We start from the raw sequence: 15,981 nt of genomic DNA on the forward strand, positions 1-15,981 counted from the left end.
TCGGATACACTAAATAATATAAGGGTTTAAAGGAGGTATTTCTGCTTGGAAGAAATCATGCAAGAACATATTGATAAGTTGTTATTATTTATGAGGGAAGAAGCGTATAAACCGTTAACGATACAAGAATTAGAAGCTGCATTTGGAATCGAAGGCTCTGAGGGCTTTAAAGATTTCGTAAAGGCACTTGTAATGATGGAGGAAAAGGGCCTTGTTATCCGCACACGTAGTAACCGCTACGGTCTTCCAGAAAAAATGAATTTAGTACGCGGTAAATTAATTGGGCACGCACGTGGTTTTGCGTTCGTCGTTCCAGAAGAGAAGAAAACAGGAGATGATGATCTTTTCATCCCGCCTACAGAATTAAATGGTGCACTTCATGGTGATACAGTATTAGCACGTGTTAGCGCGCAATCAAGTGGATCACGCCAAGAAGGCGCGATTGTTCGTATTTTAGAGCGTGGAACGAAGGAACTAGTTGGTACATATACAGAGTCAAAGAACTTTGGATTTGTTATACCTGATAATAAACGCTGGACAAGTGACATTTTTATCTTGAAAAGTGCATCTATGGGCGCTGTAGAAGGCCATAAAGTAGTTGTGAAAATTACGGGCTACCCAGAGAACCGTTTAAGCGCAGAAGGTGAAGTTATTCAAATTCTAGGTCATAAAAATGACCCAGGAGTAGATATTTTATCTGTCATTCATAAACATCATTTACCTTTAGCATTCCCTGAAGAAGTGATGGAACATGCAAACAGTGTACCAGAAACGATTTCAGAAGAAGATATAAAAGATCGCCGTGATTTACGTGATCAAATGATTGTTACAATTGATGGTGCGGATGCGAAAGACTTAGATGACGCTGTTACAGTAACGAAGCTTGAGAACGGTAACCATAAGCTTGGCGTTCATATTGCGGATGTAAGTCATTACGTTCAAGAAGGTTCTCCAATTGATGTTGAAGCAGCGGAGAGAGCAACGAGTGTATATCTTGTAGACCGTGTAATTCCGATGATTCCGCATCGTTTATCAAACGGTATTTGTTCATTAAATCCGAAAGTAGACCGTCTGACACTATCTTGTGAAATGGAAATCAACAATCTAGGTGATGTTGTAAAGCATGAGATTTTCCAAAGTGTAATTAAAACGACAGAGCGTATGACGTATGCTGACGTAAGAAGCATTTTAGAAGATGAAGACGAAGCGCTAATTGAACGTTACGAGCCGCTAGTACCAATGTTTAAAGAAATGGGGCAGTTAGCACAAATTTTACGTGAAAAACGTATGCGCCGTGGTGCGATTGACTTTGACTTTAAAGAAGCGAAAGTACTAGTAGATGAAGAAGGAAAACCGACTGATGTTGTAATGCGTGATCGTTCTGTATCAGAGAAGTTAATTGAAGAGTTTATGCTTGTTGCGAACGAAACAGTAGCAGAGCACTTCCACTGGATGAACGTACCATTTATGTACCGTGTCCATGAAGATCCGAAAGAAGATAAGCTTGAGCGTTTCTTCGAGTTTGTAACAAACTTCGGATATGCAGTAAAAGGACGTGCGAACGAAATACATCCTCGTGCGCTGCAACAAATTCTTGAAATGGTTCAAGGTCAGCCAGAAGAAGTAGTCATTTCAACAGTTATGCTTCGTTCTATGAAGCAAGCACGTTACGATTCGGACAGCTTAGGACATTTCGGTTTATCAACTGAGTTTTACACGCATTTCACATCGCCAATTCGTCGTTACCCAGATACGATTGTTCATAGATTGATTCGTGAATACATCATTAATGGTAAAGTAGACAACGAAACGCAAGCGAAATGGCGTGAAAACTTACCTGAGATTGCAGAGCACTCTTCTAATATGGAACGCCGCGCTGTTGAAGCTGAGCGTGAAACAGATGAAATGAAAAAAGCAGAGTATATGGTTGATAAGATCGGTGAAGAGTATGACGGTATGATTAGCTCTGTAACAAACTTCGGTTTATTCGTAGAGCTTCCAAATACAATTGAAGGTCTTGTACACGTTAGCTATTTAACAGATGATTACTACCGTTATGACGAAAAACATTTTGCGATGATTGGAGAACGTACAGGTAACGTATTCCGCATCGGTGACGAAATTACAATTCGTGTTATTAACGTAAATAAAGACGAGCGCGCAATCGACTTTGAAATCGTTGGCATGAAAGGCACACCTCGTCGCAAGTTCAAAGATCGTCCAGTTGTGATTGAACAGCCAAGAACAGGCAGAAAGAAACGCGGTGGTGAACGCGGCACAGGAAGAAAGTTTGATCGTGGTGGCCAAGGAAAAGGAAAAGCATCAGCATCTGCATCCACATCCGCTAGTCAGCCAGGGAAAAAAGATAGTAATAGTAATAGTAATGGTAAGAAGAAAAAAGGATTCTTTGAAAATGTACCAGGATTCAAGAAGAAAAAGAAAAAGCGCAAGTAATAAAAGAGTGGCTTCGCCTCACATTCTGAGCGAGCCACTTTCGCTTTTTGTTAACATTTGTTACAATGGTAAAAATAGAGGAGGGACGTTATATGCCAAAAGGTACAGGTAAGGTTATTGCGCAAAATAAAAAGGCATTTCATGATTATTTCATCGAAGAAACATACGAAGTAGGGCTTGTCCTTCAAGGAACGGAAATTAAGTCGATTCGCGCTGGACGCGTGAACTTGAAAGATGCGTTTGCACGTATACATAACGGTGAAGTATGGGTTCATAATATGCATATTAGTACATATGAACAAGGGAATCGTTTCAATCACGATCCGCTACGTACAAGAAAGTTACTTCTTCATAAAAAAGAAATTGATAAGCTAGCAGGTTATGCAAAAGAAACAGGATATGCATTAGTTCCAGTTAGAATCTATTTGAAAAATGGATTTGCGAAAATGGCACTTGGTTTAGCGAAAGGTAAGAAGCAATATGATAAGCGTAACGATTTAAAAGAGAAAGAAGCAAAACGTGAAATTGCACGCGTGTTCCGTGATCGTCAAAAGATGTAATACAGATATTTACATTTGTAAAACGGCGCGCGTATGATATAATAACCTATGTAAGATTGTTGCACATTGAAAAACAGCTCTTAGTAGCTATCACGATATTTCTTCGTATGCTCCATTTTTATCATGGGGACGTTACGGATTCGACAGGGATAGTTCGAGCTTAGGTTGCGAGTCGAGGGGATCGGCCTCGTTAAAACGTCAAAGCCTATAATTGGCAAACAAAACAATCTTTCTTTAGCTGCTTAATTGCACTAAAGGTTCCTCCCTCCATCGTCCATGTGGTAGGGTAAGGGACTCAAACTAAGTGGACTACGCCGGAGTTCGCCGTCTGAGGGCGAAGGAAGAGAACAATCAGACTAGCAACTTGGAAGCCTGTCGATAGGCCGAAGAGTTCGCGAAATGCTAATATATCGACTACACTCGTAGAAGCTTAAGTGCCGATATTTTTGGACGTGGGTTCGACTCCCACCGTCTCCACCAATACATATTTGGTGGTTTTTTTATTTTATATGTGATATGAACCATAAGTTTGCCGCTTCGGCAAGCTTATGGTTCTTTTTGTTTGCGGCAAACTTATGCTTCCAGGATTTGAATAATATTTTTAATGTCGCTTTTAAATAAAGTTACGGTGTTTATAAAAAAGACGCGATGTTTTGTCTCTTTGGATCTGTTTATCTAAAGGGATGTTTTTATAGTGAAAAGAAAATCTGAACTGAAAGGCGGATTAAGGAACTGTTGAGCGGCAATAAACTTACTCCACTAAAAGGCCATTTAATTGAATAAGACTACAAAAAAGTCACTTTCCCTTACGTAAGGAAAGTAACTTTTTAGATTGATTTTCCCCTTGTTATCAAGCTATTTACTTTAAGTTCATTTGACTAATTTTGAAAATGTTGTTGACTATTCAGTTGAACTGTATTACATTTTTATTAAGTTGAACTATATAGTCGAACTGAATAAAGGGTGAGGATATGAAACATAAATTATTACCGTTGTCTGAAACCATGCATTATATTTTATTAGCTATGCGTGAGCCACTCCATGGCTATGCCGTAATGCAGAAGATAGAAAAGATAAGTAACGGCACTGTTATTTTAGCAGCTGGTACATTATACGGTGCGATTGAAAACTTGAATAAGCATGGTTGGATTGAACCTGTTGGAGAGTTAGGTCGAAGAAAAGTTTATATGATAACTGCAGAAGGAAGCGCCATTTTGAAAATGGAACAAAACAGGTTATTGCATATTTTATCCCTGTACGAAGGAAGTGAATCCAATGAAGATATTTAAGATGTTTTTTGATATTGAAAAAGAGGAGCAATGGGTGAACGAGCAATTACAAAAAGGCTATCGTTGTACAAATATTAGTGGATTAGGAATATACACTTTCGAAAAAACTGACAAGAGATATGTTATGCGACTTGATTATCAAGATTATTTACCTAAGAAAAAGTTGGTTGAATACAAAGGGATATATAAGGATTTCGGTTGGAACTATATAAAGGGGTCCTGGCTTAGTGGAATACGGTATTGGCAAAAAGAAGATGATGATCAAAATGAAATCTTCTCGGATCGCCAATCAAAGGATAATTATTATAAAAGATTAATGGGTTATTCATTTTGGTTTGGTACGCTGTGTTTAGCTTATTCTTATATGTTTTACAAGGGTTCGGGATTATATCATGAAGGTCTTTGGAGTATGAGAGATTCATTATTTTGGAAGGCATTTTTATTTGAAACTCCATTTGTCCTTGTGAAGTTGACTCCCACACTTCTGTTTGTTTTTTTGGGTAGCAGTTTCTATAAAAATTATCGAAAGTATTCAATGTTAAAAGAAAAATAAACGTTTTTGAAATCTTCCAGAATCGGGCGCGATTGTGGAGCAAACACAGGTAGAAAAATGATTAAACTTTTTATAAAAAATTATTCACTAGCAACAAATAACCCAAGCATTTTGATCAAACTTTTTCAAAATGTTTGGGTTTCTTCTGTTGAAAAATCAATTTTTGTAGCATGCTTTTGATTAAACTTTATTACAAACCAACAGCATTCACGGCAAGCTTATGGGTTAATAATTTATCCACGGCAAAGATATGCTTCCTTTTCCCTCGAACAATCAACTAAATCTCCTCAAAAACATGTAATTTCCGGCAAGGATATGCTTCCTTTAGCGGCAACTTTATGGGTAAAGTCACATTATATGATATGGACCATAACTTTGCCAGATTGGCGGGGTTATGGTTCTTTTTGTTTTGTGGTTTTATAAAATGCTTAAGTTGATGGGGATGGGGCAGTACCCTTGAAACAGAAACCGAAGAAATAGTTATTGATGATAAACATAAACAGGTAGATACTATAGCTGCCCTTAATGATTAAATAATATGTATTTAAATCTTCATATATTTTGTGTTTTTATCCATATCTATTGTAAGATTGTATAGAGTTCTCCTAGTAAGCTGTTATAATGACTTTTTTAGGAATTTAATAGTTATAAATCTTAAATTATTTTTTTGAGATAATTTTTTATCTAACTAAGTTATATTGAAGTAGAGGTGAACCATCGGTGAAGCAGGTGTTAGTAATTAAGAATGAACGGTCTTTTGCAAAGAAAATCGTAAGCGGTCTAACGCAAGAAGGCTATTTCATTTTAAAACTTCACAATGAAAACCAAGGTTTAAATATAATATATGAACAAGATTGGGATATTATCATATTGGATTGGGATTCATTAAGTATATCGGGACCAGAAATTTGCAGACAAATACGACTTGTTAAAACGACACCGATCGTTATTGTGACCGACAATATTTCTAGCAAGGATTGCATAGCAGGGTTACAAGCAGGGGCAGATGATTATATTAGAAAACCATTTGTGAAAGAAGAATTAGTAGCAAGGGTTCAAGCTATTTTAAGGAGAAGTGACTGTATCCAGCAAAATGAGACAAACTTTTTTCAGTTTAAAGATCTCTTTGTTGATGCATCTAGCAATATTGTGAAAAAAGGTGGTAAAAATCTCTCGCTTACTAAGCGCGAGTATGATTTACTTGTATTTTTAATCAAGAATAAAAATACAATATTGAGCCGTGAAATGCTTTTGAACCAGGTTTGGGGATTTAACGTAGTAGTAAATCCAAATGTAGTGGACTTATATATTGGGTATGTAAGAAAAAAGTTAAAGTGTGAGAAGAAAGACAGATATATTGAAACGATACATGGCAGGGGCTATTCAATGATTGAATGATAAAACTAAGATAATAGGTAAAGTACAGTTTATCATAATAATCAATATCTAGCATAATAGAAAAACGAGTAAAACTATTTCATTCAGTTTTACTCGTTTTTTTCTATGAAATCTGATAATCAAATAGTTTTTGAGAAATATTAAAAGACGGAAACTATAAAAGAATATTTCTATCAGGCAATGGATTATGAAAATAGTAGCTATTAATGGGCGTGTTTTGCAGGAGAGAGCATGGTTTATCCCGCTATTTGTCGGGCTGTCCGTAAAAGCCCGATTGGTGAGGGCTGATAATCAGTGGGGGGAACAAAACCCCCACCTTATAAAGTTTCACTTTATAAGGTGCTCATCTATTGGTTAGTTTGGAGGGGACGACTCTAGCACGCATTAGTTGAGACCGTATCCAATTTATGCTTAATTTTATTAACTCACATCATTCACAAGATTTTCACATAATTAATGACTATACTAATTAACAGGATGTTCAAATGAAAATGATTATCAATATTGATTTAGGTGAATAGCAGTTACTATCTAATTCAATCTATGGACGTCATCATTTTCGAAATAAATTACACTATAAGGAGTATACGTATGAAAAAAACTATGCTTTTAAAATTAGTAAGTATTCTAGCAATTTTCACTTTAATGTTAGTAGCTTGCTCAGATTCAAGTAAGGAAACTTCGAAAGCTAATAAAGGTGATAGTAGTGATAAGCCAAAAACAGTTGAAATCACTGATGCACATGGAACTGTTAAAGTCCCTGTAAATCCAAAAAATGTAGTTGCTTTGGATAATAGAACTTTTGAAACTTTAGCTGATTGGGGAATTAAATTGGCGGCTGCTCCAAAGGATGTAATGCCTGCAGATTCAGCATATGTAAAGGATAGTAAAGTTCAAAATATCGGAAATCACCGCGAACCAAATCTTGAAATTATTGCAGCGGCAAACCCTGAACTTGTAATCGTTGGTCAAAGATTTGCTGGCCATTACGAAGAGATCAAAAAATTAGTGCCAAATGCAGCTGTTATTGATCTTAATGTTGATGTTTCTGAGAAAGCTACTAAGCCTGGAGAAAACTTAGTAAAAGGACTTAAAGATTCTACAATTTCTTTAGGAAAAATCTTTGATAAAGATAAAGAAGCTAAAAAATTAGTAGCTGATTTTGATAAATCTATTGAAAATGTAAAATCTGCTTATAATGGAAAAGATAAAGTTATGAGTGTTATCGTTACTGGTGGGAATATTGGTTTTGCTGCTCCTCACTCTGGTCGCGTTTGGGGACCAATGTATGAGATTTTCGGTTGGACTCCAGCACTAGAAGTGTCTAATTCTACTGCAGGTCATAAAGGTGATGACGTTTCTGTTGAAGCTATTGCACAAACAAATCCTGATTGGCTTTTCGTATTAGATCGTGATGCTGCAACATCTGATGCTGCTACTTCAGCTCCTGCTCAAGATGTTATTTCTAAATCACCTGCTCTTCAAAACACAACTGCTGTTTCTAAAAAACAAGTTATTTATGCACCAGCAGATACTTACACAAATGAATCAATTGAGACTTATATAGAGTTATTTGGAAATATCGCAAAAACTTTAGCTAAGTAGTGTAAAGGAGTACGAAACAGTGTCAAAAAATATGATTTCTAGGGTTGAGAATATTTCTCAACCCCAGTTTTATAATCACAATAAAATATGGACAAAACCTTTTATAATAGCGATTATAGTTGTTATAATTTTAGGGATTATATCACTGTTTACTGGAGTTTATGATATACGTGGACAAGAGGACGGAATGGAGATGTTTTTCATCACTCGTGTTCCGAGAACAGTTGCATTAATGCTTACTGGAGCTGCAATGGCGATGGCAGGGCTCGTAATGCAACTCATTACACAAAATCGTTTTGTTGAACCTACTACAACGGGGACTATTGAATGGTCAGGCTTAGGCCTGCTTTTTGTATATTTATTATTTCCTGCCCCGACGTTAGTTCAAAGAATGACTGGTGCAATCATTTTTTCTTTTATAGGAACTATGATTTTCTTTTTATTTTTAAGAAGAGTTAAACTTCGTTCGTCTTTAATTGTCCCGATTATTGGATTGATGCTTGGAGCAGTTATTTCTGCAGTGTCTACTTTTTTGGGACTCCTTTTTCAAATGACGCAAAGTATTGAAACTTGGTTCGTAGGTTCATTTGCTACCGTTCAGGTGGGAAGATATGAATATTTATGGCTGATTGTTATCGTTACTTTGCTTATTTTTATGTATGCTAATAGATTGACTTTAGCTGGACTAGGAGAAGATGTCGCAACAAGCCTTGGAGTTAATTACAATAGAATTGTTCTTTTTGGGACTGGCCTTATCTCTGTTGCAGTTGGAATTGTTGCAGCTGTTATTGGAAACTTACCTTTCTTGGGATTAATTGTTCCAAACATTGTTTCAATGTTTAGGGGAGATGATCTTAGGAGTAATTTACCTTGGGTATGTGTGATCGGAATGGGGACAATAACTGCCTGTGACATCATTTCTCGAACAATTATAAAGCCTTTTGAAGTACCTGTTTCTTTAATACTTGCAACAGTGGGAGCAGTCGTATTTATTACTATTTTATTGAGAAAAAGAAAACCAAGGAGGCTGCGATGATCACATTAGACTATAGAAATAAAGAAAATGTCGAAATCGATTCTAGCCTTCATAATGAAAGTAGATCAGCTAGCGCTTTTCGTTCTAAGAAGGAAGCAAGACGTTATTGGATTGTACTGATAACATTGATCGCTTTAGGTCTCCTTTCTTCATATGGACTTTTAGTTTATAACAATCCAGTTCCGATAGATTCACCTTCTTTTATCCCGGTTGTTAAGAGAAGGATAATAGCCATTGTTGCGATGATTATTGCTGCAGTTTGCCATAGCTTGTCGACAGTTGCTTTCCAATCTATTACGAACAATAAGATTATTACTCCTTCGCTTTTAGGTTTCGAATCACTTTATTCAGCAATTCATACGAGTACAATATTCTTCTTTGGTGCTAGTGCATTAATAAATTTTAATGGAATTGGATCGTTTGTATTCCAAGTTGTTGTTATGGTCTTCATGAGTTTGATACTTTATGGATGGTTGCTTTCCGGTAAATATGGGAATTTACAACTTATGCTTTTAGTTGGAATTATTATTGGTACTGGACTAAATTCTGTATCAACTTTCATGAGAAAGCTACTTGCACCTTCAGATTTTGATATTTTACAAGCGAAATTATTTGGTTCTGTTAATCACGCAGATCCTGCATATTTTCCTATTGTAATTCCTATGATCATAATTGTAGCAGTATTAATTTTTGCTCATTCTAAGAATTTGAATGTTTTGTCACTAGGAAAGGATGTTGCTACTTCTTTTGGAGTTAAATATCAACCTAGTGTAATTTATACGCTTGTATTAGTTGCTATTTTGATGTCCATTTCAACAGCTCTAATTGGGCCACTTACTTTCTACGGCTTTTTAGTGGCAACTTTGAGTTATCAGGCCGCGTCAACTTATGATCATAGATATATTTTCCCAATGGCTTTTGCTATAGGATTTTTGATAATGACGAGTGCATACTTTTTAATGTATCATGTATTCCATGCTCAAGGTGTAGTTTCAGTTATTATTGAATTATTTGGTGGAATAGTATTCTTAACTATAGTTTTAAGGAAGAGGGCTTTATGATAAAAATTGATAATGTTAAAAAGTTCTATACGGATAAGGTAAAAATAGGACCTTTGGATATTGAAATACCAAAAGCGGGCTTTACTTCTTTAATTGGACCAAATGGCGCTGGAAAGTCCACGACACTTTTGATGATTGGAAGACTCTTAGATATGGATGAAGGTCAAATTCAGGTAGCAAACATGGATGTTTCTGAATCCAAATCAAAAGACCTAGCGAAAATTTTGACTATATTGCGACAAGAAAATCATTTTGTAACTAGGCTTACTATTAGACAACTAGTTGGATTTGGGCGCTTTCCTTATTCAAAGGGAAGATTAACTAAAGAAGATGAAGTTATTATTTCTAAATATATCGATTTTCTAGATTTAACTAGTTTAGAGAATAGATATTTAGATGAGCTTTCTGGTGGTCAAAGACAAAGGGCATATGTAGCGATGGTATTGTGCCAAGAGACTGAGTATGTACTTTTGGATGAGCCTCTGAACAACCTTGATGTTGCTCGTTCTGTTCAAATGATGGAGCATTTGAGACGTGCAGCTAATGAATTTGGAAGAACAATTTTGACTGTTATGCATGACATAAATTTTGCAGCCAAATATTCGGATAAAATTTGTGCTATGAAGGATGGACAAATTGCTGCTTTTGGAACAGTAGAAGAGGTTATGGACCCAACAATTTTAACAGATATTTTTGAAACGAAAATTGAAATTATCAATGGTCCTTATGGGCCAATCGCTGTTTATTAGTTACAAAATGTGAAAAATGAGTATGTCCAAAAAATACTGTAGCTTGTGTAAATCATGCCAGCTACTCTAGTTGAAGTTGCTGTCTGTATTTTATAGGCAGCAGCTTTTTTTAATGCGGTTGCCCATGATAACTCTTAATATTTCTGGCTGCTCGTAACAGTCCTGCATGTATTTCATTACTTCCGGTCCTGCGATGCTTCCAACAATAAACTTGTAAATTACTCATGAAATGCAAAGGAACGCTTCGTATTTTCAAGTATTTACCAAACGGAAAATTTATCTCTGTATAACTTTTTATAAGAATTCAGCTTGTTTTTTTTGTATGTAATATTGCATATAAGAGTGTATTGATAAAAGTGTAAGGGGTCACTATAATGAGGGCATAAAGATAAATCACATTTTCGTAGCAATAAAAAAGGAGGAAATAATATGGAAATCGCAATGGCAGTTTTGAAATTTGTAGGTGGCGTAATCCCGTTAATTCAAGAACTTTTGAAAGCATTTATGTAGGTTTATTAGTTAGCTAGCATTTATCAATCATTATCATATCTTACTAAACAAAGAACGGGGTGATTTTTCTGAATATTAAGAAAAGAATTAAAAGAAGAAAGTTCCTTGCGTGTTTATTAGTTAGTCTATGCACTATTAATTATTCATCTATTTCCTTCGCAGAAACACAAGTAGGTAATGCAACTGATGTAACCAAAAATGCTAGTGGCATTGATACTGGTATAGCAAATCTTAAATATAATAATCAAGAGGTTTTAGCTGTAAATGGTGATAAAGTAGAGAGTTTTGTTCCGAAAGAAAGTATCAATTCAAATGGTAAATTTGTAGTAGTGGAACGCGAGAAAAAATCACTTACAACTTCACCAGTCGATATTTCGATTATTGATTCTGTGGTGAATCGTACGTATCCAGGAGCGGTACAACTTGCAAATAAAGCTTTTGCAGACAATCAACCGAGTTTATTAGTGGCTAAGAGAAAGCCTTTGAATATTAGTATAGACTTACCTGGCATGAGAAAAGAAAATACAATTACTGTCCAAAATCCGACATATGGTAATGTGGCTGGAGCAGTAGATGATTTAGTATCTACTTGGAATGAAAAGTATTCTAAAACACATACGTTACCTGCAAGAATGCAGTATACAGAATCTATGGTTTATAGTAAATCACAAATCGCAAGTGCCCTTAACGTTAACGCTAAATATCTTGATAACAGTCTAAACATTGATTTTAATGCGATTGCAAATGGAGAGAAAAAAGTGATGGTAGCGGCATATAAGCAAATATTTTATACCGTAAGTGCTGAACTACCTAACAATCCATCCGACCTTTTTGATAATAGTGTTACTTTTGGTGAGTTAACTCGTAAAGGTGTAAGTAATTCGGCCCCACCTGTTATGGTCTCAAATGTAGCTTATGGTAGAACTGTTTATGTAAAATTAGAAACAACATCTAAGAGCAAAGATGTACAAGCTGCTTTTAAAGCCTTACTTAAGAATAACAGCGTCGAAACGAATGGACAGTACAAAGATATTTTTGAAGAAAGTACCTTTACTGCTGTAGTATTAGGCGGAGATGCGAAAGCGCATAACAAGGTTGTTACTAAAGATTTCAATGAAATCCGAAATATCATTAAAGATAATGCTGAATTAAGTCTTAAAAATCCAGCATACCCAATTTCATATACAAGTACTTTTTTAAAAGATAATGCAACTGCTGCTGTTCATAACAATACAGATTATATCGAGACGACAACTACAGAATATTCAAGTGCTAAAATGACACTGGATCATTACGGTGCTTACGTTGCGCAATTTGATGTATCTTGGGATGAATTCACATTTGATCAAAATGGTAAAGAAGTACTAACACATAAAACATGGGATGGTAGCGGCAAAGACAAAACGGCTCATTACTCTACAGTTATCCCTCTTCCACCAAATTCAAAAAATATAAAAATCGTAGCAAGAGAATGTACTGGTCTTGCATGGGAATGGTGGAGAACAATTATTAATGAACAAAATGTTCCATTAACAAATGAAATAAAAGTTTCAATTGGAGGAACAACATTATACCCAACTGCTAGTATTAGTCATTAGGTATAAAAAGGCGCCCTGTAAGCAGGGCGCTTTTTTACTTAGTCACAAATTTTACTCTTTCCAAAACTGTTCCAATAGAATGACAAGCATGGTACCCACAAGTAATCCATTACTTAAAACATATTGTAAGGAAGAAGGAATTCCGCTAAATGCACTTTCTGGAAGAAACATTATTCCCAAACTGATTAATAATGAAATTCCTAATATAGTTAATCGGCGTTGATTTAATTCTTCACGTAAAATGGATTGAAATGAAATGCCTATTACTTGGACAAATGTTGCTAAAAGTGCGGCATTAGCAATAGGACCTGGTAGCAAGGATATAAAGCTTACAATGAAGGGAATAAAAGAAATTCCTGCTAATATGAGGCTTGCTATAAGGAATGACTTCACTTTTCTTTGTCCTGTTAGTTGAATAAATCCTGCTGATGCAGGTAATGGTACAATTCCAATTGTAGAGAACAACGACGAGATAACATGTGATATACCTCCGACCCATACACCACGGTTCAGTGTTTGCTTTTCATTTTCTTTAGATAACGGAGCCACTTGTTTTACAGCCGAAATAGCAGCAATCGTATTTGCAACTAAAAGAAATGTAAATAAAGTTGCAGTTAGAGCCATTCCGATATCGAATCTAGGTGTGCCCCAAGAAAATAGCTCTGGTAACTTAACTAACGGCGTGTGTGAAGGCATATGAGATGATTTTCCTAATACAGCATACAAAAGCCAACCACATGAAATTCCAAGTAACACAGCGTAACTTTTTATCCATCCTTTCCCTTTAATTGATAAGAAAGTAATAAGGGTAAAAACAAAGAGCGCAATAGTAGCCGTTGTATAATCAGGATGAGTTACAGCTCCTTGTAATCCCAGCATTCCTTTTAGTAACACACCACTAAGCTGAAGAGATAATATTAAAAGAAAAGTGCCTGTAACCAAGGGTGTAAATAAACGTAGAATTCGATGCACAAGCCCTGTTATACCAAGGACGAAGAGTAATATACCTGCAATAATTAATCCGCCTTCTAAAAGTTGTAATACATCCTTTGCACTTTGTCCCTGATGCATAGCGACTTGTCCCAATATGACAAATATACTTACCCATGAACCGGCTGGCCCATCCGCTATGGGATAGCGATGCCCAAGCCATGCTTGTATAAATGAACTTACTCCTACAACTAAAAAAGTTCGTTGCATTAATGTTGAGATATCTTCTATTGATAAATGGAATATGCCACCAATAATGATAGGCAATGCAATTGCATTTGCTAATAAAAACACAAACCACTGTAGAATACTAAAGCTCGTATCAAAGTATTTTTTATTCATATTATTCTCCCTTGTATAAAAAGAATCTCATAATAAAAATCCATCCTTTCTATACAGTTAGATTAAAAAGGATGGATTTTTTAAATCTATAAAATTATTTTAGTTATATAGATAGGTTTCTCGATTAATTACCATGTACGGAATGGTAAGAATTTCCCGTTAAGTGTAATAACGATACGAGGATCGCCACCTTTTGGATCTTCTTGTGTGTCCACACCTAGATTGAAATTAATTGCACTCATTACACCTTCGCCAGCTTTTTCTAGGATTAATTCTCTAAGAGTTGGTGCGTATTGTAACATCATTTCATATAATCGATATAAGATTGGGTCAGTAGGAGGCATTTGCATTACTTGACCTCTAAGTGGAACTACTGTTAATGCTTGAACTACTTCTTCATCTAATTCTAATAGTTTACCGATTTTTTCTGCTTCTGAACGTGTCATTGTAGCTTGTCCTAATAACGCTGTTACAACCCAAGTCTCAGAGTTTTCACTTACCTTTGAAATTTCTTCCCATGTTAAACCTTTTGCAATTTTTGCTTCCATAATTTTTTGCGTAGCTTCTTGTCTATTCATATCTAATAACTTCCTTCCATTTAAGTAATAATAATTAATTTTTCATACCATTTAATGCTTTATATCCATCAACTACTAAATCTAATTTACCTGTGTGAGGATCAATAACTAAACCATGTACAGGAACATCTTTTGGAATAAGTGGATGATTTCTTACTAAATCAACATTAGCTTGAGTTGAATCGCAGACATCATCGAATCCAAATAACCATTTTTTAAGGTCAACACCAGCATATTCAATCGCTGATAAAATTTCTGGTGAAGCTACTCCACGATCTAATATTTTTTGAAGTGTTCCTTTTGGATTAGTTTGACTCGCACCACATCTATGGTGTCCGATAAGGAAGATTTCATCTGCATTTAAATCATATACTGATGCTACAACACTTTGCATAACACTATCGAAAGGAGAAGCAATCTTACCACCTGCATTTCTGATAACTTTTGCATCACCATCGTGTATATCTAAAGCTTTTGGAAGTAGCTCAATTAAACGAGCATCCATGCAAGAAACAACAACCATACGTTTTTGAGGCATTTTTGTCGCTTCACGAGGAGCGTATTCCTTATTTTCTACAAATTGTTCATTGTGCTCTAAAATTTCTTGTAATAACATATTTGTAACCTCCTTTAAATCTAGATGTATTTTTTTGTTGCGTCCTCTGTGTTATAAGTGAATATAACTGATAAATAATGTGATGTAAGAGGATAAACTAAGTATAGTGAATTGTATCGATAAGCAGAATAAGTTGGCGAAACACTTTCTGGCTTTCTACTTTCACGGTGAAAGGATTGGTTTATATCATTGATCAAACAGATTTTGAGATACTGAAATTATTAGGAGAGAACTCAAGAATGCAATGGAAAGAACTTGGTCAAAAAATACACATGACGGGGCAGGCTGTAGGAAATCGAATTCGAAGATTAGAGGATTTAGGGATTATTGAGCAATATACAATTGCAATAAACCGAATCAAATTAGGACAAATAGTGACTGCAGTTGTTACTTTGTTTGTAACAACAGCTAATCATCAAGAGTTTATGAATTTCTTTCAAGGAGAAGAAGGAATTTCTGAAGTGCATCGTATAAGTGGTGAGGGATGTTATTTATTAAAAACACATTTTGCTTCTAATGAAGAATTGGATAACTTTCTGGGGAGACTATTAAAGTATGGGAATTATCGTGTTAACCTATCGATAGGAAAGTTAAAATAAGATTTCTTTTTTTGAGGTTATAGTAACATTATTTGCTAATCCC

14 protein-coding genes and 1 other RNA gene are annotated in these 15,981 nt (G+C 35.5%); 12 read left to right on the forward strand and 3 right to left on the reverse strand.

All coding sequences use genetic code 11. From position 1 onward, the window contains the following. The first annotated feature begins 57 nt into the window (after positions 1-57). The 11 genes from rnr (at position 58) to alo (ending at position 12,813) form a co-directional block, all read left to right on the forward strand. Complete coding sequence (rnr, locus tag ACE38F_RS03430; RefSeq protein WP_375370254.1) at positions 58-2,454, forward strand: ribonuclease R; 2,397 nt, start codon at positions 58-60, stop codon at positions 2,452-2,454. A 92-nt stretch (positions 2,455-2,546) separates the two neighbouring features. Beyond that, positions 2,547-3,014, forward strand: coding sequence for an SsrA-binding protein (smpB, locus tag ACE38F_RS03435; RefSeq protein WP_193656010.1), 468 nt, complete (start codon positions 2,547-2,549; stop codon positions 3,012-3,014). A gap of 125 nt (positions 3,015-3,139) precedes the next feature. After that, positions 3,140-3,494, forward strand: a transfer-messenger RNA (tmRNA) gene (gene ssrA / locus ACE38F_RS03440). Positions 3,495-3,985: 491 nt separating this feature from the next. After that, the gene (locus ACE38F_RS03445) at positions 3,986-4,303 is read left to right on the forward strand and encodes a PadR family transcriptional regulator (RefSeq protein ID WP_086392689.1); all 318 of its coding nucleotides are present in this window, start codon (positions 3,986-3,988) and stop codon (positions 4,301-4,303) included. Continuing rightward, positions 4,290-4,856: a DUF2812 domain-containing protein gene (locus ACE38F_RS03450; protein WP_375370197.1), complete on the forward strand. Its 567-nt coding sequence runs from the start codon at positions 4,290-4,292 to the stop codon at positions 4,854-4,856. The genes ACE38F_RS03445 and ACE38F_RS03450 overlap by 14 nt, the downstream gene beginning before the upstream one ends. A gap of 720 nt (positions 4,857-5,576) precedes the next feature. Beyond that, positions 5,577-6,254, forward strand: coding sequence for a response regulator transcription factor (locus ACE38F_RS03455; RefSeq protein WP_375370196.1), 678 nt, complete (start codon positions 5,577-5,579; stop codon positions 6,252-6,254). A 591-nt stretch (positions 6,255-6,845) separates the two neighbouring features. Beyond that, the gene (locus tag ACE38F_RS03460; RefSeq protein ID WP_044439325.1) at positions 6,846-7,859 is read left to right on the forward strand and encodes a siderophore ABC transporter substrate-binding protein; all 1,014 of its coding nucleotides are present in this window, start codon (positions 6,846-6,848) and stop codon (positions 7,857-7,859) included. Between the two features lie 19 nt (positions 7,860-7,878). Then, positions 7,879-8,895, forward strand: a complete 1,017-nt coding sequence (locus ACE38F_RS03465; protein WP_002166486.1) for an ABC transporter permease — start codon at positions 7,879-7,881, stop codon at positions 8,893-8,895. After that, the gene (locus ACE38F_RS03470; protein ID WP_375370195.1) at positions 8,892-9,956 is read left to right on the forward strand and encodes an iron chelate uptake ABC transporter family permease subunit; all 1,065 of its coding nucleotides are present in this window, start codon (positions 8,892-8,894) and stop codon (positions 9,954-9,956) included. Before ACE38F_RS03465 ends, ACE38F_RS03470 begins: the two co-directional genes overlap by 4 nt. Beyond that, positions 9,953-10,705 (forward strand): iron ABC transporter ATP-binding protein, encoded by a 753-nt coding sequence (locus ACE38F_RS03475; protein WP_000590055.1) that lies wholly within the window; start codon positions 9,953-9,955, stop codon positions 10,703-10,705. The genes ACE38F_RS03470 and ACE38F_RS03475 overlap by 4 nt, the downstream gene beginning before the upstream one ends. 569 nt (positions 10,706-11,274) lie before the next feature. Continuing rightward, on the forward strand, positions 11,275-12,813 hold the full coding sequence (gene alo / locus ACE38F_RS03480) for an anthrolysin O/cereolysin O family cholesterol-dependent cytolysin Alo (protein WP_375370194.1): 1,539 nt from the start codon (positions 11,275-11,277) through the stop codon (positions 12,811-12,813). 51 nt (positions 12,814-12,864) lie between these two features. On the opposite strand, the gene ACE38F_RS03485 is transcribed toward alo, so the two are convergent. The 3 genes from ACE38F_RS03485 to ACE38F_RS03495 all read right to left on the reverse strand — a co-directional run bounded on the left by ACE38F_RS03485 (position 12,865) and on the right by ACE38F_RS03495 (position 15,339). After that, a complete protein-coding gene (locus ACE38F_RS03485) occupies positions 12,865-14,145 on the reverse strand; it encodes a purine/pyrimidine permease (RefSeq protein ID WP_215554681.1) in 1,281 nt (426 codons plus the stop codon). Between the two features lie 128 nt (positions 14,146-14,273). Next, entirely contained in the window at positions 14,274-14,723 is a 450-nt protein-coding gene (gene cynS / locus ACE38F_RS03490; RefSeq protein WP_002159925.1) for a cyanase, read from the reverse strand. Positions 14,724-14,757: 34 nt separating this feature from the next. Beyond that, positions 14,758-15,339, reverse strand: a complete 582-nt coding sequence (locus ACE38F_RS03495; protein ID WP_215554680.1) for a beta-class carbonic anhydrase — start codon at positions 15,337-15,339, stop codon at positions 14,758-14,760. Positions 15,340-15,506: 167 nt separating this feature from the next. On the opposite strand from ACE38F_RS03495, the gene ACE38F_RS03500 reads away from it, so the two are divergent. After that, a complete protein-coding gene (locus tag ACE38F_RS03500; RefSeq protein ID WP_375370193.1) occupies positions 15,507-15,938 on the forward strand; it encodes an Lrp/AsnC family transcriptional regulator in 432 nt (143 codons plus the stop codon). Positions 15,939-15,981: the final 43 nt, after the last annotated feature.

It is taken from the genome of Bacillus altaicus, from assembly GCF_042136375.2.
Taxonomy (GTDB): Bacteria; Bacillota; Bacilli; order Bacillales; family Bacillaceae_G; genus Bacillus_A; species Bacillus_A cereus_U.

Excerpts from the sequence above, each read along its gene's own strand:
- ACE38F_RS03495 (WP_215554680.1), bottom strand. The coding sequence starts at position 15,339 with ATGTTATTACAAGAAATTTTAGAGCACAATGAACAATTTGTAGAAAAT.
- ACE38F_RS03450 (WP_375370197.1), top strand. The coding sequence starts at position 4,290 with ATGAAGATATTTAAGATGTTTTTTGATATTGAAAAAGAGGAGCAATGG.
- ACE38F_RS03445 (WP_086392689.1), top strand. The coding sequence starts at position 3,986 with ATGAAACATAAATTATTACCGTTGTCTGAAACCATGCATTATATTTTA.
- cynS (WP_002159925.1), bottom strand. The coding sequence starts at position 14,723 with ATGAATAGACAAGAAGCTACGCAAAAAATTATGGAAGCAAAAATTGCA.
- rnr (WP_375370254.1), top strand. The coding sequence starts at position 58 with ATGCAAGAACATATTGATAAGTTGTTATTATTTATGAGGGAAGAAGCG.
- ACE38F_RS03460 (WP_044439325.1), top strand. The coding sequence starts at position 6,846 with ATGAAAAAAACTATGCTTTTAAAATTAGTAAGTATTCTAGCAATTTTC.
- ACE38F_RS03475 (WP_000590055.1), top strand. The coding sequence starts at position 9,953 with ATGATAAAAATTGATAATGTTAAAAAGTTCTATACGGATAAGGTAAAA.
- ACE38F_RS03485 (WP_215554681.1), bottom strand. The coding sequence starts at position 14,145 with ATGAATAAAAAATACTTTGATACGAGCTTTAGTATTCTACAGTGGTTT.
- ACE38F_RS03470 (WP_375370195.1), top strand. The coding sequence starts at position 8,892 with ATGATCACATTAGACTATAGAAATAAAGAAAATGTCGAAATCGATTCT.
- smpB (WP_193656010.1), top strand. The coding sequence starts at position 2,547 with ATGCCAAAAGGTACAGGTAAGGTTATTGCGCAAAATAAAAAGGCATTT.